At 72.3% G+C, this 16,824-nt stretch carries 16 protein-coding genes; 11 read left to right on the top strand and 5 right to left on the bottom strand.

Translation table 11 applies throughout. From position 1 onward, the window contains the following. Nucleotide 1 precedes the first annotated feature (1 nt). Nucleotides 2-1,264 (top strand): sulfate adenylyltransferase subunit 1, encoded by a 1,263-nt coding sequence (locus tag ACFWYS_RS38155; RefSeq protein ID WP_384779440.1) that lies wholly within the window; start codon nt 2-4, stop codon nt 1,262-1,264. Between the two features lie 72 nt (nt 1,265-1,336). On the opposite strand, the gene ACFWYS_RS38150 is transcribed toward ACFWYS_RS38155, so the two are convergent. Beyond that, nucleotides 1,337-2,857 (bottom strand): IucA/IucC family protein, encoded by a 1,521-nt coding sequence (locus ACFWYS_RS38150; protein WP_384779437.1) that lies wholly within the window; start codon nt 2,855-2,857, stop codon nt 1,337-1,339. A 106-nt stretch (nt 2,858-2,963) separates the two neighbouring features. Between ACFWYS_RS38150 and ACFWYS_RS38145 the strand changes: the two genes are divergently transcribed. From ACFWYS_RS38145 to ACFWYS_RS38135, 3 genes are read left to right on the top strand one after another with little or no spacing between them, the layout of a single operon-like run. Beyond that, nucleotides 2,964-4,478 carry an IucA/IucC family protein gene (locus tag ACFWYS_RS38145; RefSeq protein ID WP_384779434.1) on the top strand — a complete coding sequence of 505 codons (1,515 nt, stop codon included), beginning with the start codon at nt 2,964-2,966 and terminating at the stop codon, nt 4,476-4,478. 43 nt (nt 4,479-4,521) lie between these two features. After that, nucleotides 4,522-5,799, top strand: coding sequence for a VWA domain-containing protein (locus ACFWYS_RS38140; RefSeq protein WP_384779430.1), 1,278 nt, complete (start codon nt 4,522-4,524; stop codon nt 5,797-5,799). Continuing rightward, nucleotides 5,799-6,602, top strand: coding sequence for a hypothetical protein (locus ACFWYS_RS38135; RefSeq protein ID WP_384779427.1), 804 nt, complete (start codon nt 5,799-5,801; stop codon nt 6,600-6,602). Before ACFWYS_RS38140 ends, ACFWYS_RS38135 begins: the two co-directional genes overlap by 1 nt. A gap of 48 nt (nt 6,603-6,650) precedes the next feature. Here the strand turns inward: ACFWYS_RS38135 and ACFWYS_RS38130 are convergent, their stop codons facing one another. Continuing rightward, complete coding sequence (locus ACFWYS_RS38130; RefSeq protein WP_384779424.1) at nt 6,651-7,289, bottom strand: winged helix-turn-helix transcriptional regulator; 639 nt, start codon at nt 7,287-7,289, stop codon at nt 6,651-6,653. An 86-nt stretch (nt 7,290-7,375) separates the two neighbouring features. Between ACFWYS_RS38130 and ACFWYS_RS38125 the strand changes: the two genes are divergently transcribed. The 5 genes from ACFWYS_RS38125 to ACFWYS_RS38105 all read left to right on the top strand — a co-directional run bounded on the left by ACFWYS_RS38125 (nt 7,376) and on the right by ACFWYS_RS38105 (nt 10,939). After that, on the top strand, nt 7,376-8,587 hold the full coding sequence (locus ACFWYS_RS38125) for a pyridoxal phosphate-dependent aminotransferase (RefSeq protein ID WP_384779420.1): 1,212 nt from the start codon (nt 7,376-7,378) through the stop codon (nt 8,585-8,587). Between the two features lie 26 nt (nt 8,588-8,613). Beyond that, complete coding sequence (locus tag ACFWYS_RS38120; RefSeq protein ID WP_384779417.1) at nt 8,614-9,147, top strand: hypothetical protein; 534 nt, start codon at nt 8,614-8,616, stop codon at nt 9,145-9,147. Between the two features lie 2 nt (nt 9,148-9,149). Beyond that, nucleotides 9,150-9,761 (top strand): histidine phosphatase family protein, encoded by a 612-nt coding sequence (locus ACFWYS_RS38115; RefSeq protein ID WP_384779414.1) that lies wholly within the window; start codon nt 9,150-9,152, stop codon nt 9,759-9,761. Nucleotides 9,762-9,835: 74 nt separating this feature from the next. Next, nucleotides 9,836-10,465 (top strand): hypothetical protein, encoded by a 630-nt coding sequence (locus tag ACFWYS_RS38110; protein WP_384779411.1) that lies wholly within the window; start codon nt 9,836-9,838, stop codon nt 10,463-10,465. Between the two features lie 51 nt (nt 10,466-10,516). Continuing rightward, the gene (locus tag ACFWYS_RS38105) at nt 10,517-10,939 is read left to right on the top strand and encodes an acyl-CoA thioesterase (RefSeq protein ID WP_384779409.1); all 423 of its coding nucleotides are present in this window, start codon (nt 10,517-10,519) and stop codon (nt 10,937-10,939) included. A gap of 56 nt (nt 10,940-10,995) precedes the next feature. Here the strand turns inward: ACFWYS_RS38105 and ACFWYS_RS38100 are convergent, their stop codons facing one another. Next, on the bottom strand, nt 10,996-11,850 hold the full coding sequence (locus tag ACFWYS_RS38100) for an NAD(P)H-binding protein (RefSeq protein WP_384779406.1): 855 nt from the start codon (nt 11,848-11,850) through the stop codon (nt 10,996-10,998). Between the two features lie 96 nt (nt 11,851-11,946). Between ACFWYS_RS38100 and ACFWYS_RS38095 the strand changes: the two genes are divergently transcribed. Next, nucleotides 11,947-12,744, top strand: coding sequence for a helix-turn-helix domain-containing protein (locus tag ACFWYS_RS38095; RefSeq protein ID WP_384779403.1), 798 nt, complete (start codon nt 11,947-11,949; stop codon nt 12,742-12,744). Nucleotides 12,745-12,757: 13 nt separating this feature from the next. Here ACFWYS_RS38095 and ACFWYS_RS38090 read toward each other — a convergent pair whose 3' ends face one another. Next, nucleotides 12,758-14,398: a serine/threonine-protein kinase gene (locus ACFWYS_RS38090; protein WP_384779400.1), complete on the bottom strand. Its 1,641-nt coding sequence runs from the start codon at nt 14,396-14,398 to the stop codon at nt 12,758-12,760. A gap of 153 nt (nt 14,399-14,551) precedes the next feature. Between ACFWYS_RS38090 and ACFWYS_RS38085 the strand changes: the two genes are divergently transcribed. Further along, complete coding sequence (locus ACFWYS_RS38085) at nt 14,552-15,154, top strand: exonuclease (protein ID WP_384779397.1); 603 nt, start codon at nt 14,552-14,554, stop codon at nt 15,152-15,154. Here ACFWYS_RS38085 and ACFWYS_RS38080 read toward each other — a convergent pair. Continuing rightward, a complete protein-coding gene (locus ACFWYS_RS38080) occupies nt 15,120-16,505 on the bottom strand; it encodes a nucleobase:cation symporter-2 family protein (RefSeq protein WP_384779394.1) in 1,386 nt (461 codons plus the stop codon). The two genes, ACFWYS_RS38085 and ACFWYS_RS38080, sit on opposite strands and share 35 nt — an antisense overlap. Nucleotides 16,506-16,824: the final 319 nt, after the last annotated feature.

Here is a 16,824-nt window from a genome sequence, read left to right as displayed (position 1 = left end):
GATGACCACCATCGACACGCTGCGCTTCGCGACCGCCGGGTCGGTCGACGACGGCAAGTCCACGCTGGTGGGCCGGCTGCTGCACGACTCCAAGTCGGTCCTCGTCGACCAGCTGGAGGCCGTCGAGCACGCCTCCCGCAACCGCGGCCAGGACACCCCCGACCTCGCGCTCCTGACCGACGGCCTGCGCGCCGAGCGGGAGCAGGGCATCACCATCGACGTCGCCTACCGTTACTTCGCCACCCCGCGCCGCCGGTTCATCCTGGCCGACACCCCGGGCCATGTGCAGTACACCCGCAACATGGTCACCGGCGCCTCCACGGCCGAGCTGACGGTGATCCTGGTCGACGCCCGCAACGGCGTCGTCGAACAGACCCGCCGCCACGCCGCGATCGCCGCACTCCTCCGCGTCCCGCACGTCGTCCTCGGCGTCAACAAGATGGATCTCGTCGGGTACGAGGAGCATGTGTTCGCCGCGATCGCCGAGGAGTGCACGGCGTACGCGAGCGAGCTGGGCGTCCCGGAGATCACCGCCATCCCGATCTCCGCGCTGGCCGGCGACAACGTGGTGGACCCGTCCTCGAACATGGACTGGTACGGCGGCCCGACCTTCCTGGAACACCTGGAGACCGTCCCGGTCGGGCGCGACCTGAGCCACTGCCACGCCCGCCTCCCCGTGCAGTACGTGATCCGGCCGCAAACCGCCGAGCACCCCGACTACCGCGGCTACGCCGGGCAGATCGTCCGCGGCACGCTGCGCGTCGGCGAGCAGGTGACCGTTCTGCCGGCCGGCCGTACCTCCACCGTGCGGGCGATCGACGGGCTGGGGCGTACGGTCGACATCGCCCGGGCCCCGCAGTCGGTGACGGTCCTGCTGGACGGCGACATCGACATCTCGCGCGGCGATCTGATCGCATCGAGTGACGACGCTCCGGCCATCACCCAGGACATCGACGCCACCGTCTGCCACGTCGCCGACCAGCCGCTCGCCGTCGGCCAACGCGTACTCCTCAAGCACACCACCCGCACGGTGAATGCGATCGTCAAGGACATCCCGTCGCGTCTCGTCCTCGATGACCTGTCCACGTGTCCGAACCCCGGGCGACTGGTCTCCAACGACATCGGCCGCGTCAGGATCCGCACCGCGGAACCGATCGCGCTGGACGCGTACGCCGACTCCCGCCGCACCGGCTCATTCATCCTGATCGACCCGGCCGACGGCACCACCCTCGCAGCCGGCATGGCGGAATCGGCGACGCGCTGACGACCGAGCCCACCGGAAGGCTGACGTTCGAGCCCACCGGAAGATCGCCGCGGCGTCTGCGGTTCAGCCGAATCACCGCGGTTCGACGCCGGTGTCGGCCAGCGGGTTCGGCAGGGGCCGATAGCGGGCGTCGGCGCCGTCGGCGTTGGTCCAGCGCAGGAGCAGGTTCGTCTTGCCGGGCAGGGTGGGCGCGGTGAGCAGGCCGGCGATCTCGGGGAGGTCGTGCCGGGCGAGTTCCCGGCGGACGGCGGGCCACGGGTCCAGCCCCGGGCGGCGCTCGGCCAGCGCGCCGACGATCTCCACGAGGTGGTTGACGACCAGGCAGTACACCAGCCGTTCCCAGCCCGCCGCCCGCGACACGTCCGGCAGGAGCTTCACGCCCTCGGCGTCCCGGAAGAGTGCCTGCACCGGAGTGCCGTCGGTGTCGACGGCGATCAGGGTGTTCTGGAGGTGTGCTTCGAGTACGACGCCGTGGTCGGCGAAGGCCGCGAGGGCGGGCGGGACGACGGCGCGCAGGTAGGCCTCCCACCAGGCCGCCGGGTCCGGGGCCGCGTCGAGGGGGCTGCCCTCGAAGCCCTCCACGAGTGCGGCGGCGAGCAGCGGGGTCGCTCCGGGCCGCAGATGGCCGTGGAAGCCGTCGCGGACCAGGACCGCGAGTTCCTCGAAGGCGAAGTCGGCCGTGCGGTAGCCGCGGTCGCCGAGCCAGGCGGCGGGGCCGTCGAGCGCGGCGAGGGCGGTGGCCGCAGCGGTGTCGGTGCGACGGAGTTTCAGCAGGTCGTGGCGCCAGAGCCGACGGATGTCGTTGGTGATGCGGACGTCCAGGCTGAACTTGAGGAACAGGTCGTGCCCGGGGGCGTACAGCGTGCGGATCGCGGCCGTCGGCCAGGTGTCGAAGCCGGTCGTGCCCAGCCGCAGCAGCCGGCCGTCCGTGAACGCCTCCGTGAGCTCCGGGCCGACCAGGTCGAGCTGCCAGGGGTGCGCGGGCAGCAGCCGGTAGCCGGGCGGGGCGTCGCCGAGGGCGTCCAGGGCGCTGGTGTCGCCCTCCTCGACGACCGTGTCCTCGCGCACGCCGAGCAGCGTGAGCGGGAAGCGGGCGTGTGCCTCGGGGGCGTACGGCAGCCAGGCCGCGACCGGGCCGCCGCCGCGCGCCTTGGGGGCGGGGTGGTAGGGGTGGCCGGTGAGGAGGGACTGCTCGGAGCGCAGGTACGGGTCGTCGGGCGGCGTCGCACGCGCGCGTGCCGTGAGCAGCGCGGCCACCGCGTCCCGGCTGTCGATCATCTCGGTGGGCAGTTCGTGGTTGGACAGCCCGGTGTGGCGGCGCAGCTCGTCGGCGACGAGTTTGACGAGCTCGGTGTGCCCGACGCGCTGCCAGCCGCCGCCGACCCGCACCTCGGGCTCGGTGGGCCGCCGCTCGCCGCGCACCCGCAGCAGACGTCCCGTGCCGGGCAGCCGGTACACGCGCCGGGCGCCGGACGCTCCCTGTGGTGCGGCCACCTCGCGCAGCAGGCAGTTCAGCAGGGGGGCGACCGCGTGGGCGTCGGCGCGTTCCGCGACGTCGGCGGCGGGTGGAGGGTTGAGGTGCACGCGATCCACTCGTTCTCTACGGTCCGTTCAGGCGGGAAGACGATCAGTATGTCTGTCGCCAGGTCTGTAGTCGGCGCCTGTCCCGACGCCCTACTCGTACCCGAGGAGCCCTCCCGTGCACCGTCTCCCCAGCGCAGAGGCCGAGGTCGCCGCCGAACTGGCCGATGTTCGTCCCGGACTCGTCTCGCGGTACCGGGCCGAGCTCCCGGGAGCCCGGGCGGCCGTGCTGACCCGGCTCTGGCGGGCCCTCGCGTACGAGCCGCTGCCCTGGGTCGAGGGGCGTGAGCGGAGCCGGGAGGGCCTCACCCTGCGCCTCGCCGACGGCCGCCGGCTGCACGGCCCGCACGCCGACCCGTACGCGACGGCCGCGTACGTCACCGCCGTAAGCCTCGACCGGACGTCGTACGACGATCCGGCCCGGCTGCTGACCGGCCTGGCCGTACCGCACGGCACGTCCTTCGCCGTCGAGCTCGGCCACAGTGTCGCGTCGTTGGCGCTGTCCCGGGCCGGGCAGGAGGGGCGGTCCGAGGAGTGGCCGGGGCGCGACTGGGAGTGGGAGCAGCGGGTGGTCGACGGGCATCCGTTCCATCCCAACTGCCGTTCCCGGCCCGGCTTCTCGGTCGCCGAGCAGCTGGCGTACGGGCCCGAGCACCGGCCGGTGGTGACGCTGGGGCTGGTGCCGACGCGGGCGGACGAGTGCCTGGTGACGGGTGAATGGCCGGAAAGCATGCGGGACGGGGAGCGGCTGCTGCTCCCGGTGCATCCGTGGCAGGCCGAGCATGTGCTCAAGCGTCCCTACGATCTCCACGGCGACGGACTCGCCGCGCATCCGCTGATGTCGCTGCGCACGCTCGCCCTTCCCGGAGGACCGCATGTCAAGACCGCACTGAGCGCCCGGCTGACGTCCTCGGTGCGGGACATCTCGGTGTACTCGATCGGTCTGTCGGCGACCCTGTCCGACTTCGCGGAGACGCTGGCGGCGCGGACGGACGGGCTGCTGCACATGACCCGCACCCTGGGGGCCGCCACCGCCGACTCGCCGGATCTGGCGGCGGTCGTGCGGGAGTCGCCGCAGGAGTACGCGGGGCCCGGCGAGCAGGTCGTACCGGTGGCCGCGCTCGCCACCACCGAGCTGCCCGGATCCCCCGTGTGGCTGGCCGAGTTCACACGTCTCGCCCTGACGGTGGGGCTGCGGCTGCTGGAGCTGGGGGTCGCGCTGGAGGCGCACGGGCAGAACCTGCTCGTGGTGCTGTCGGCCGACGGCTCCCCGGTGCGGCTGGTCTACCGCGACCTCGCCGACATCCGCGTCAGTCCGGCCCGGCTGGCCCGGCACGGCATCCCGGTGCCGGAGCTGACCGGCCGGATCGTCACCGACGACGTACCGACCCTGCGCCGCAAGCTGTTCGGCTCGCTGGTGGCCGGGGCGCTGGCGGGTACGGCGGGCTCGGGCGCGGCGTTGCGCGGGGCAATGGAGGCGGCCGTACGGGAGCTGCCGGGGACCGGGGATGTGGCCGCACTGTGCGCGGAGCCGATCCCCACGAAAGCGCTGTCGTTGATGCGGCTGTCGCCGGGGACGCCCGGGGACCAGTGGGCCGGGCTGCCCAATCCGCTGGTCACCGAGTTGTTCTGAGCCCGTTTTGGAGCGGGACACCTCGGATCAATAAGATCCGCCGATGATCACAAGAACACGGCTGGCGACCGGGGTCTGTGCCCTGCTCGCCGCGCTCGCGGCCGGGATGGCGTTCCCGGCCGGGGCGGTTGCCGATGAGACCAGTGCGACCGCGCCGAAGGTCGATCTCGTCCTCGATGTGAGCGGCTCGATGCGAGCCCGCGACATCGACGGCCAGTCGCGGATGGCCGCGGCGAAGCAGGCGTTCAACGAGGTGCTGGACGCCACGCCCGAGGAGGTCCGGCTGGGCATCCGCACGCTGGGCGCCAACTACCCGGGCGACGACCGCAGGACGGGCTGCAAGGACACCGCGCAGCTCTACCCGGTCGGCCCGCTCGACCGTACCGAGGCGAAGGCGGCGGTGGCGACCCTGGCGCCCACCGGCTGGACGCCGATCGGTCCCGCGCTGCTGAAGGCGGCCGACGACCTGGACGGCGGCGAGGGCTCCAAGCGCATCGTGCTGATCAGCGACGGCGAGGACACCTGCGCCCCGCTCGACCCGTGCGAGGTGGCCCGCGAGATCGCCGCCAAGGGCATCGGCCTGACCATCGACACGCTCGGCCTGGTCCCGAACACCAAGCTGCGTCAGCAGCTCAGCTGCATCGCCGAGGCGACCGGCGGCACGTTCACCTCGGTCGAGCACACCGACGAACTCACCGACAAGGTCAACCAGTTGGTGGACCGGGCGGCCGATCCGGTGGTGACGCCGGTCGCGACGACGGGCGCGGAGCAGTGCGCGAAGGCACCCACGCTGAAGTCCGGCCTGTACACCGACCGCGCGGAGTTCGGGCAGCAGCGCTGGTACCGCGTGGACGTCGAGCCCGGCCAGGAGCTGCGCGCGTCGGTCAGCGTGGCGGCCGACCGGGCCGTGAACCCGTCCTACGGCGTGCTGCTGCGGGCCGAGACGGTCCACGGCCGGGAGATCGTGCGCGGTGAGGCGGCGGGCAACGGCCGTACGGATGTGATGTCGACCGGGCTGCGCTATCCGAAGGCGGAGCTCGACGACGAGGACGAGGGCGAGGGCGCCTCGGCCGCCGAGACCGTGTGTCTGCAGGTCACCCACTCCTTCTCCGCGGGCTCCGGTGTGCAGACCACGCCCGGGCTGCCGCTGGAGCTGACGGTCGACGTCGTGGACGGGCCGTCGCAGTCGAGCGACGTGGCCTCCTTCGGCCTCGGGCGCGGCTGGTGGCTGCTCGGCGCGCTGATCCTCGTCGGCTTCCTGGCCGGCGTCGTCTGGGGCTGGGTGTCACGCTGGCGGGTCGCGGTCTGGAGGACCAACTGATGCGGATCACACGTGTGTTGAGCGGTGCCGTGCTGGCACTGGGGCTGGCGGCGGGTCCTGCCGCGGCCGACTCCTCGCCGTCCCCGAGCGCGTCGGAGGACGGGGGCGCGCCGACCCAGGCGGGCACCTCCTTCCGTACGGCGACCGAGGTCGAGCAGGGGCAGACGGCCACGGCGAGCGCCTCCACGGGCGACTACCTGTACTGGTCGTTCCCGGCGGACGCCGGACAGCGCCCCACCGTCAAGGCGACGGTGAAGCTGCCCGACACGCATGCCGCCGAGACCTGGCAGATCGACGTGTACGACGGCCTGCGGCGCCGCCAGTCCTGCCAGTCCGGCGCGCAGACGCGCACCGTGGCGGCGGGGGCCGCGACCGCGGAGCTGACCTGCGTCCTGCGCACCGTCCGGGCCTGGTCGGAGCAGTGGGCGAACGACCCGCTGCCGGGCACGTACTACATCCGGCTGACGGCCGTGGACGTACCCACCTCCGATCTCGGTCTGCCGATGAGCGCCGAGGTCCGGGTCGACTCCAAGGACATCGGCGGTTCGGCCGCGGTGGACGGGTCGCTCGCGCAGCCGCTCGTGCCGGGTGTGGCCGTGAAGTCGCAGGAGGACGAGGAGAGTTCGTCGGACTCGGCGGTCCTGTCCAGCATCGAGCCCGACGACGGCTGGGCCTCCGGCTGGTGGTCCGACCGCTGGGTGTGGACGGCGATCGGCGGCGTGCTGGCCGCGCTCGCGGGAATCGGCGGTTACGCGCTGACCCGCGGGGCGGGCCGGCCGACCCGGGTGCCGCCGGGCGGCTGACCTACCGCCACAAGGGGCTCACCGCACAGGCGGTGGGCCCCTTGGCCGTCACGCCTCGTTGAGCGCCTTCGCGAGCGCGCCTTCGCCGGTCACCTCGATACGGCCGCCCCGTACGGCGTCGGCCACGCTCAGCTCACCCCGCGCTACCGCCTCGCACGTCCCCGAGTCCAGGACCAGCCGTGCGTCGGGCTCCCCGGGAACGGGCCCGTCGCCGTAGACCGGCCCGTCCTCGGCGCCGACGTACAGATGGAAGTCCCCTTCCTCCAGCCGGACTTCGACCAACCCCTCCCCCTCCCCGCTGTCCCGCAGGGCTCGCAGCAGCGGCAGCGCGAACCAGTGCGCGCGCACCGCGTCGGTGGGCCGCCGCTCGCCGAGCTCGGCCTGCCCCCACTCCCCCAGCGCCTGGAGCACGGGCAGCAGCTCCCGCCCGCGCGGGGTGAGTTCGTAGACGTACGCCGCACCGGGCGGCGGCAGTCGGCGCCGGGTGCTGATGCCGTCCCGCTCCATGTCCTTGAGCCGGGACGCGAGTACGTCCGTGCTGACGCCGGGCAGATCGGCGTGCAGGTCGGTGTAGCGCCGCGGACCGGCGAGCAGCTCCCGGACGATCAGCAGGGTCCAGCGGTCGCCGACGGTGTCGAGCGCCCTGGCGGCGGAACAGTACTGGTCGTAGCTTCGGCGAGGTGACATGCGACGCAGTCTAGACATGTCGTTGGACTTTCCAAGCTCGAACTTGGTAAAACCAAGTGACACACGAACCGGAGGGGCGAGCGCGCATGGAGTTCCGGCAGTCGAACAAGCTGAGCGAGGTCTGCTACGAGATCCGCGGCCCGGTGATCGAGCACGCCGACGCACTGGAGAAGGCGGGCCACAGCGTGCTGCGCCTGAACACCGGCAACCCCGCCGTCTTCGGCTTCGAGGCGCCGGAGGAGATCCTCCAGGACATGATCCGGATGCTGCCCCAGGCGCACGGCTACACCGACTCGCGCGGCATCCTCTCCGCCCGCCGGGCCGTGGCCCAGCGCTACCAGACGCTCGGCCTGGAGGTCGGCGTCGACGACGTCTTCCTCGGCAACGGCGTCTCCGAGCTGGTCTCCATGGCCGTACAGGCCCTGGTCGAGGACGGCGACGAGATCCTCATCCCCGCCCCGGACTTCCCGCTGTGGACGGCGGTGACGACCCTGGCCGGCGGCAAGGCGGTCCACTACCTGTGCGACGAGCAGTCCGACTGGTACCCCGACCTGGACGACATGGCGTCGAAGATCACGGACCGCACCAAGGCCGTGGTCATCATCAACCCGAACAACCCCACCGGCGCGGTCTACCCCAAGGAGATCCTTGAGGGCATCCTCGACCTCGCCCGCCGGCACGGCCTGATGGTCTTCGCCGACGAGATCTACGACCAGATCCTGTACGACGACGCCGTGCACCACTCGGTCGCCACCCTCGCCCCCGATCTGGTGATCCTCACGTTCTGCGGTCTGTCGAAGACGTACCGGGTGGCGGGCTTCCGCTCCGGCTGGCTGGTGGTCACCGGCCCGAAGCAGCACGCGAAGAATTACTTGGAGGGCCTGACCATGCTGGCCTCCATGCGCCTGTGCGCCAACGCGCCCGCCCAGTACGCCATCCAGGCCGCGCTCGGCGGCCGCCAGTCCATCCGGGAGCTCACCAACCCGGGCGGCAGGCTGCGCGAGCAGCGGGACGTGGCCTGGGAGAAGCTCAACGAGATCCCCGGCGTCTCGTGCGTGAAGCCGAAGGGCGCGCTGTACGCCTTCCCTCGCCTCGACCCCAAGGTGCACAAGATCCACGACGACGAGAAGTTCGTCCTGGACCTGCTGCTGCGCGAGAAGATCCAGGTGGTCCAGGGCACGGGCTTCAACTGGCCGACCACCGATCACTTCCGCATTCTGACCCTGCCGTACGCGGAGGACCTGGAGGCGGCCATCGGGCGGATCGGGCGGTTCCTGAGCGGGTACCGGCAGAGCTGACCGCCCGGGGCGGGTAGGACCCGACCATGACGACCCGCCCTTTGCTGCTCCTCGACGTCGACGGCCCCCTCAACCCATTCCGGGCCCTGTTCCTGAACCACCGCGGCTATGTCACGCACCGGCTGCACCCGGCGAACTGGTCGGCGCGGCAGACACCGGGATCGCGGCGGCTGCGGCGCGGTCTGAAGGTGCGCCTGCATCCGGGGCACGGGGAGCGGCTGCTGGCCCTGCCGTACGAGCTGGCGTGGGCCACCACCTGGCAGCACCAGGCCAACGAGATGATCGCGCCGGTGATCGGGCTGCCCGGTGATCTGCCGGTCATCGAGTGGCCCGAGCTGTTCGCGCGGGATCCCGAGGGGCTGTACTGGAAGACCCGGCATGTGGTGGCGTGGGCGGCGGGGCGGCCGTTCGTCTGGGTCGACGACATGATCACCGACCTCGACATACGGCATGTCGCGGCCCAGCACGAAGGGGCCGCGCTGCTGCTGCCGGTCGACGCGCGCAAGGGGCTGCGGGAGCGTGACTTCGGGGAGCTGGAGCGCTGGGCTCATAACCTGTGAGCATGGCTGATCTCTTTCTCGTCCGGCACGGTGAGACCGAGTGGTCACGCTCCGGGCGGCACACCGGGTGGACGGACGTTCCGCTGACCGACCACGGGCGGGAGGAGGCACGGCGGCTGGTGCCGCTGATCCGCGCGCAACGGATCGGAGCCGCCTTCGTCAGCCCGTCGCAGCGGGCTCGCGAGACCGCCGAGCTCATCGGGCTGCATGACGCCCAGGTCGACGTCCGGGTCGACGCGGATCTACGGGAGTGGGACTACGGCGGCTACGAGGGGATCACGACCGTCGAGATCCAGCGCGAGCGGCCGGGGTGGTTCCTGTTCACGGACGGGGTCGCACCCGGGCCGCCCGACCACCCCGGGGAGACGCCGGAACAGGTCGGAGAGCGCGCCGACCGGATGCTGGCCAAGGCGGACGCGGCGATCGCCGACCGCGAGGGCTGCGTGCTGCTCGTGGCCCACGGGCACTTCCTGCGGGTGCTGACAGCCCGGCGGCTGGGGCTGCCGGCGGCCGACGGGGCACTGTTCCAGCTGGCGACGGGGGCGCTGTGCCGACTGGGCACGGAGCACGGGCGTCCGGTGATCGCCGGGTGGAATGTCAGACCCGGGTCGTAGCCTTCCCAGGAGATGGGAGCGGTGCCCTGCCGGGAGGCGGGGCCCGTGTCCGAGCGCCCGGGGAGGAGCACGCCGTGAGCAGACCACCGACCGCGACACAGCGGCGTGTCATCGACGCCGCCGATCCCGTCACCGGGCGGCTCCGGGGTACGGAGGCGCAGCTGGCGGCGCTGGTGAAGCGAGGGCTCGCCTTCCGGCATCCGCGGCCGCCGCACGATCACTTTCTGACACCGGCCGGGCATCGCATACGGGAGTCGGAGCCGATCACGCCTGAGGAACCCTCGGCACCCGCGACCGGCGGTGTGTTCGCCGCGCGGATCGGCGGTGAGGAGGACGCCCAGGGCCCGGGTCCGGCCCGGCTGCGTGAGGTGCGCGGCGCCTGGCAGGGGCTGCTGGAGCTGCGCCGGATGACCAATCCGGACGGGGCGACGGACCGGCCGTGCGGATGGGAGCGTACGCATCTGGTGCAGGCCGCCGCACTCGCGCTGGAGGCCGCCGGGCACCCACCGGCCGGGCGGGACCCCGAGGAGGGGTACCGGGTGCGGGCGACCGCGCAGCCGGAGGCGGTCGCCGTGCGCGATCCCGACGGCGCGCGGCTGCGGGCCTGCGCGGCCACACTGGAGGAGGCGGGCTGGCAGGTCGGCGAACACACCGAGCCTCGTACGAGAGCGCGCTATCTGCTGGCATCCCCGCGCCGGACATGACAGACGTGCCAAGATCGGTGCCCAGTGCATCGAAGGTGAGAAGGGGAAGCAGTGAGCGAGGAGTTTTCCGTCCGGGTCACCGTGCGCGGCTATGAGACGGATGTACAGGGGCACGTCAACCAGAGCGTGTACGTCAACTACGCGGAGCACGCCCGCTGGTCGTTGCTCCAGGCCGCGGGCATCACCCAGAGCGGCCTCATCGGCAAGGGGGTGGGTCCCGTCGCTCTGGAGACGAACATCCGCTACAAGCGGGAGCTGCTCGCCGGTGACGAGATCGATGTGACGTGTGCCTTCGAGTGGTCGGGCGGCAAGATCTTCCGCATCCGGCAGACCGTCCGCAAGACGGACGGCACGGTGGCCGCCGAACTCACGGCGGTCGGCGGTCTGCTGGACCTCAAGGAGCGCCGGATGGTGCCCAACCCGGAGGAGTACTTCAAGGAACTGGCCACGGACCCGAGCCTGTTCGGCTTCTAGCCGCGGAGGCGCCGGGCCCGTCACCTCGCCGGGCCCGTCCGCCTCGCCGGTTCCGGTCACTCGCCGGTGAACACCGCCCTGTGGTCCAGCGCCCATGCCCGGTAGCTCCGCGCCGCTCGTCCCAGTATCCGGGGTACGTCCTCGGTGACCACGGCGTTGCCGCCCTCCGCGATGAAGCGGGCGCTCGCCATGAGGCTGTCGGCGTAGGCGGCGCCGAGGCCCGCGCCGAGGAGATATTCGCGGCGCTGGTCCGGGGTCAGCTGGAGGAGCTCCACCGGGCGGCCGAGGATCTCGCCGAGGACGGCGGCCTGGTCGCCGGCGCTGATCGCCTCGGGTCCGGTCAGGGTGTAGGTGTGCCCAGCGTGGCGTGGGTCGAGCAGTGCGTTCACGGCGGCTTCGGACACATCCCGCGGGTCGACCACGCCCTGTCTGCCGTCGCTCATCGGGTTGGGCGCCGCGGTGCCCTCCCGGACGGCCGCCGCCCAGGCGAGGGTGTTGGAGGCGAAGGCGGAGGGGCGCAGCACGGTCCATTCCAGGCCGCTCGCCCGGGCGGCTTCCTCACCGGGCAGGTGCCAGGTGCCGAACCCGGGCAGCCGCCGGTCTCCGGTGCCGATCGAGGAGAGCTTCACGATCCGCCGTACCCCGGCCGACCGCGCCGCCTCGACCAGGCCTCGGTCGTGCTCGGCGTCGTCGGGGCCGAACACGCCGACCAGGAAGGCGGCTTCCGCGCCCGCCATCGCCTGCTCGACCGCGGCGCGGTCGCGGTGGTGCCCGGGTGCGGTCTCGACTCCGGAGGGCACCCGGGCCGTCGCCGGGTCCCGGGTCAGGGCCCGCACCTTCTCGCCGCGCGCCGCGAGCTGTCGTACCACTTCACTGCCGATGGTGCCGGTGGCACCCGTCACGAGGATCATGTCCACCACGATGGGCGGCGGACTGCTGCGGACTCTTGGAAATTCCGGCACGGTTCACGGGCCCGGACGGCCGTGTTCCCCGCATACGGTGGAGGGGTGACGCACACCGAGTACCGACAGGTCCTGCCCACTCCCGAGGCGCTGCGCCCCTGGGTCGCGGGCATCGGGTCGGTGTCGGTGGACGCCGAGTCCGCGGAGCCGTACGTCCAACTCCCGGATGCCACCACGAGGGTGGTGTTCCGGGTCGGCGCGGACGGCCGCCGCAGCACCCTGGTCGCCGGCCCGCGCACCCGCGCCTCGTACCACCGGGGCAAGCGGTTCACGTCCTGCCTGGAGCTGAGGCTGGCGCCCGGTACGGTCCGTCCCCTGCTCGGTGTCCCGGCGGTCGACCTCGTGGACCACATGGTGCCGTTGGACGAACTGCCCTCTGCGGTCGCACGCCAACTGGCCCGCGAACTGCGGCACATCGCGCCGGAGCAGGTGGTGCCGCGGCTGGCCGAGGCGCTCCCGGAGCGGCTGTCCGCCGTCGCCGACCGTTCCCGCACCGCCCTGCTGCGGGCCGGTGCCGACGCGCTGTCGATGCGGAGCGGCCACGCCCCCGGCCAGGTGCGGGACGTGGCACGCGAACTCGCGGTCAGCGAGCGGCAGTTGCGCAATCTGTTCGCCGAGGGTGTCGGCCTCTCCCCCAAGCACTACGCCCGTATCGACCGGGTGCACTCGGTGCTGGCCCGGGCCGACGACGTGCCCTGGGCGCAGCTCGCCGTCGCCTCCGGCTACTACGACCAGGCGCACATGACGTCCGACTTCCGCACCCTCATGGGCGTGCCGCCCCGCTCGTACTTCAGCGGCCGCCTTCCCGACGCCCAGCCGTGCCAGGTCGCCGCCCGCCGTTGACGTACGGCTGCTCCTAGGCCGCCTTCCGCCAGATCGTCATGTCCAGTTGCAGGAAGGCGAGTTCCGGCAGCGCGGTCGACTTCGTCTGGAGCACGAGCAGGGCGATGTCCCCGGAGGGGTGCCTGACGCAGATCTCGCTGCCGTTCGCCGCCGCGGCCAGTGGCCAGCGGTGGCGGTCGGCACTGGCGAGGAGGAGTCGGCAGTCGTCGAGGGACGCCCCCGACGAGCCGAACAGCTGGACGAACACGCTGGTGTCGCTCTCCAGCGCGCACCCGGCGTCCTCGCAGTCGAAGCGGATGTCCCCCTTGCGGTCCTCGCGCTGGACCGGCTCCTTGAAGCTCAGCGAGCTCTTCGCGTCCAGCCGCTGGAGGGGGTAGGGGACGGCCTGCGGCGCCTTGGACGCGGTCGGCGAGGGCTCGTCCGGTGTCCCGTCGCCCGCCTCCGATCCGTGCCCGGATGCCGATGACGACGCCGTTGACGGCTCCGGCGTCGACGGCCCTTCGGACTCCCGCGGACCGGGCGTCGACGGTGCGCCCGCGACCCAGTCGCGGAACCTCTCCCCCGCGTCCGCGACCATCCATGCGAAGCCCGTCAGCACCAGCGCCCCCGCCGTCACGGCCGCGGCCGTGATCAGCGCGGTACGCCGTCGTCGCGTCCGGCGCGCGTCCGGCACCGTCGACTGCGGCTGCGGCCCCGTGACGACCAGCGGCCCGGGGTGCAGCACCCGGGTGGGGTCGGGAACCGGCGCGGGAACGGGGGACGGAACCGTCACCTCCGGCCCCATGACCTCCTGCCACACGGCCGGTCCCGCGCCCGCGTCGGCGTCCGCGCCCAGCCCCTCCCGACACCACTCGACGACCTCCGCCAAGCTGGCCCGCTCGCCCGGATCGGCGGCCAGGCAGCGGGCGATCAGCGGACGGAGCCGCTCGGACAGCGGGGACAGATCGGGTTCCTGGTGCACGATCCGGTAGAGCACGGTGGCCGCTGGGCCGTCCCCGTACAGCGGCCGGCCCAGGGCCGCGAACGCCGCCGTCTGGCCGAGCGCGAAGACATCGGTCGCCTGCGTGACCTCGTCCGCGGTCGCCTGCTCGGGGGCCATGAACTGGGGCGTGCCGACGGCGAAGCCCGTGGCCGTGTGCGACGTGGCGTCCGCGGCCACCGAGATCCCGAAGTCGATCACCCGCGGCCCGTCGGCGGCCAGCAGTACGTTCGACGGCTTCAGGTCCCGGTGCACGATGCCCGCACCATGGATGGCCTGCAGCGCCTCCGCCACCCCGGCCATCAGCCACAGCACCGCGGGGTCGGGCAGCGGTCCGCGCCGCCCCACGACGTCCGCGAGGGAGGGGCCTGGCACGTACAGCGTGGCCAGCCAGGGCGGTACGCCGTCCGCGTCGGCGTCGATCAGCTCCGCGGTGTACGCGCCCCGGACCCGCCGGGCCGCCTCGACCTCCCGGCGGAACCGTCGCCGGAAGTCCGGGTCGTCGGCCAGCTCCGGCCGCACGACCTTGATCGCCACCGGTCGGCCGCCCTGCGTGTGCGACAGATAGACCCGGCCCATGCCACCCACGCCCAGCCGGGCGGCGAGACGATACCCGGCCACCACCGGCGGATCGTCCGCCTGGAGTGGCTGGAACACCTCGGTCGCGCTGCTCATCGGCCCGCTTCCCCCCTCATCCCCTGAACCCCCTGAATCCCCGGGGACTCCTGAAACCCCCGAGCCCCGCGGTCAACCTTGAGTTGACCGAGGCAGAAGCCTAAGCGGAATTCGGATGCGGGAAGCCACGGTCACCTGGGAAGCTCCCACTTCATGGCCGCACGACGCATCAAACCGAGTCTCTACATCTCCGTCGACATCGAGGCCGACGGCCCGATCCCGGGTCCGTACTCCATGCTGAGCCTGGGCGCCTCGGTCGCCGGGGTGCAGGACGTCGACGGTTTCACGGCGGCCGACCCCGAGGAGCACACCTTCTATCGTGAACTTCGCCCGATCAGCGAGGAGTTCGTGCCGGAGGCGCTGGCCGTGAGCGGCCTGGACCGGGAGCGCCTGGCGCGGGAGGGACACGAACCCGCCGTCGCGCTCGCCGAGTTCACCGGCTGGGTCCGTGCGGTGAGCGCGGGGTCCCAGCCGGTGATGTGCGGCTATCCGGCGTCGTACGACTGGACGTTCCTGTACTGGTACTTGCTGCGGTTCACCGGAGCGAGCCCCTTCGGCCACTCGGGCTGCCTCGACATGAAGACCCTGTACGCCACGAAGGCGGGCCTGCCGCTGCGTGCGGTGGCCAAGGGCACGATGCCGCGCGAGCTGCTGTCGAGGCGCCGGCACACGCACCATGCGCTGGACGACGCCGTCGAGCAGGCCGAGCTGTTCGCCAACCTCATGGCGTGGCCGGGGCCCGGGTCGCCCCGGTGATCTCCTCCCCCGCCTCCATGGGATGGGTCACGTCGTGCGCGTCCCCTCCCTTGCCCAGATGGTTGAAGACCAGGTTGAGCGCCACCGCCGCCACGCACCCCGTCGAGATGCCCGAGTCGAGCACGATCCGCACCGTCTCCGGGAAGGCGTGGTAGAACTCCGGCGCCGTGATCGGGACGATGCCGACGGCCAGTGAGACGGCGACGATCAGGACGTTGTTGTCCTTGTCCAGTCCGGCCCGGACCAGGGTCTGGATGCCGCTGGCGGCCACCGAGCCGAAGAGGACCACGCCCGCGCCGCCCAGGACCGGGCGGGGTACGACCGCGATGAGCGACGCCGCCATCGGGCACAGGCCCATCAGCACCAGGAAGCCACCGCCCACGGCGACGACGTACCGGCTGCGGATCTTCGTCATCGCCACGAGGCCGATGTTCTGGGCGAAGGCGCTGCACATGAAGCCGTTGAAGAAGGGGCTGATCGCGGAGCCGAGGGTGTCGGCGCGCAGGCCTGCCGCGATGGTCTTCTCGTCGGCCGGGCGCTCGACGATCTCGCCCAGCGCCAGCATGTCGGCGGTCGATTCCGTCATCGACACCACCATCACCACGCACAGCGAGACGATCGCGGCGAGCTGGAACTGCGGGGCGCCGAAGTGGAACGGGGTGGGGAAGCCGATGACGTCCGCGTCCGCCACCGGGCCGAAGTCCGTGACGCCGAACGGGATCGCGATGAGCGTGCCGATCACCAGGCCGAGCAGCACCGCGATCTGTTTCACGAAGCCCCGGGTGAAGCGGCGCAGGAGCAGCACGATCAGCAGGGTCGCGGCGGCCAGACCCAGGTTCGTCGCCGAGCCGTAGTCGTGCGCCGCGGGGTTGGGGCCCTGCGCCCAGCCGAAGGCGACGGGGAGCAGGGAGATGCCGATCAGGGTGATGACGGTGCCCGTCACCACGGGTGGGAAGAAGCGGACCGCCTTGCTGAAGAAGGGGGCGGCGAGGAAGCCCAGGAGGCCGGCGACGATGACCGCGCCGAAGATGACCGGCAGGGCGTCGGACTTGTCCTCGGTGGAGGCGACGACCGCCGTCATGGGGGCGACACCGGCGAAGGTGACGCCGTTGACGAACGGCAGGCGGGCGCCGATCTTCCAGATGCCGAGGGTTTGGAGGAAGGTGGCCAGGCCCGCCGTGAAGAGGCAGGCTCCGGTGAGGAAGGTCAGTTCGGTGGCGGAGAGGCCGATGGCCGCGCCGACTATCAGGGGTGGGGCGACGACTCCCGCGTACATGGCGGCCACGTGCTGAAGGCCGGTGGTCGCCATTTTCAGGGCGGGGAGTTTCTCGTCTACGGGGTGGGTGGGCACTGCGGCTCTCCTCCGGTCGGCTAACACGTCGGCTTTGACGCGGGTTCATGGAGGTGGTGCGCGGTCGTGCGGGACCGGCGGGGGGTGGGGGTGTGGGGACGGTGACCGTTCCGGGGGGGGGGGGTGGCACAACCCGCCCCGCGACAGCCCCCCCCCGTCCCCCCCCCGGGCCCCAGGGACGCGCGCGCGGCGCGCCGCCCCCCCCCCGCCGCGCCCCGGGGGGGGCGGGGGGGGGTTGTGACGGGACTGGAGTAAAAACAAGAGCGCGCCCGCCCCAACGAAAGTGTATTATATCTGGGGGTGGGTGTGTGAGAGAAAA

Origin of the sequence: Streptomyces sp. NPDC059010 (assembly GCF_042740355.1) — a bacterium.
Classification (GTDB): domain Bacteria; phylum Actinomycetota; class Actinomycetes; order Streptomycetales; family Streptomycetaceae; genus Streptomyces.
Note: the sequence above shows the minus strand (reverse complement) of the source record. Positions and strands in the feature narration are given on the sequence as shown.

Coding starts and splice junctions, on each gene's coding strand:
- ACFWYS_RS38155 (WP_384779440.1), top strand. CDS start 2: ATGACCACCATCGACACGCTGCGCTTCGCGACCGCCGGGTCGGTCGAC.
- ACFWYS_RS38140 (WP_384779430.1), top strand. CDS start 4,522: ATGATCACAAGAACACGGCTGGCGACCGGGGTCTGTGCCCTGCTCGCC.
- ACFWYS_RS38135 (WP_384779427.1), top strand. CDS start 5,799: ATGCGGATCACACGTGTGTTGAGCGGTGCCGTGCTGGCACTGGGGCTG.
- ACFWYS_RS38130 (WP_384779424.1), bottom strand. CDS start 7,289: ATGTCACCTCGCCGAAGCTACGACCAGTACTGTTCCGCCGCCAGGGCG.
- ACFWYS_RS38125 (WP_384779420.1), top strand. CDS start 7,376: ATGGAGTTCCGGCAGTCGAACAAGCTGAGCGAGGTCTGCTACGAGATC.
- ACFWYS_RS38120 (WP_384779417.1), top strand. CDS start 8,614: ATGACGACCCGCCCTTTGCTGCTCCTCGACGTCGACGGCCCCCTCAAC.
- ACFWYS_RS38115 (WP_384779414.1), top strand. CDS start 9,150: ATGGCTGATCTCTTTCTCGTCCGGCACGGTGAGACCGAGTGGTCACGC.
- ACFWYS_RS38100 (WP_384779406.1), bottom strand. CDS start 11,850: ATGATCCTCGTGACGGGTGCCACCGGCACCATCGGCAGTGAAGTGGTA.
- ACFWYS_RS38090 (WP_384779400.1), bottom strand. CDS start 14,398: ATGAGCAGCGCGACCGAGGTGTTCCAGCCACTCCAGGCGGACGATCCG.
- ACFWYS_RS38085 (WP_384779397.1), top strand. CDS start 14,552: ATGGCCGCACGACGCATCAAACCGAGTCTCTACATCTCCGTCGACATC.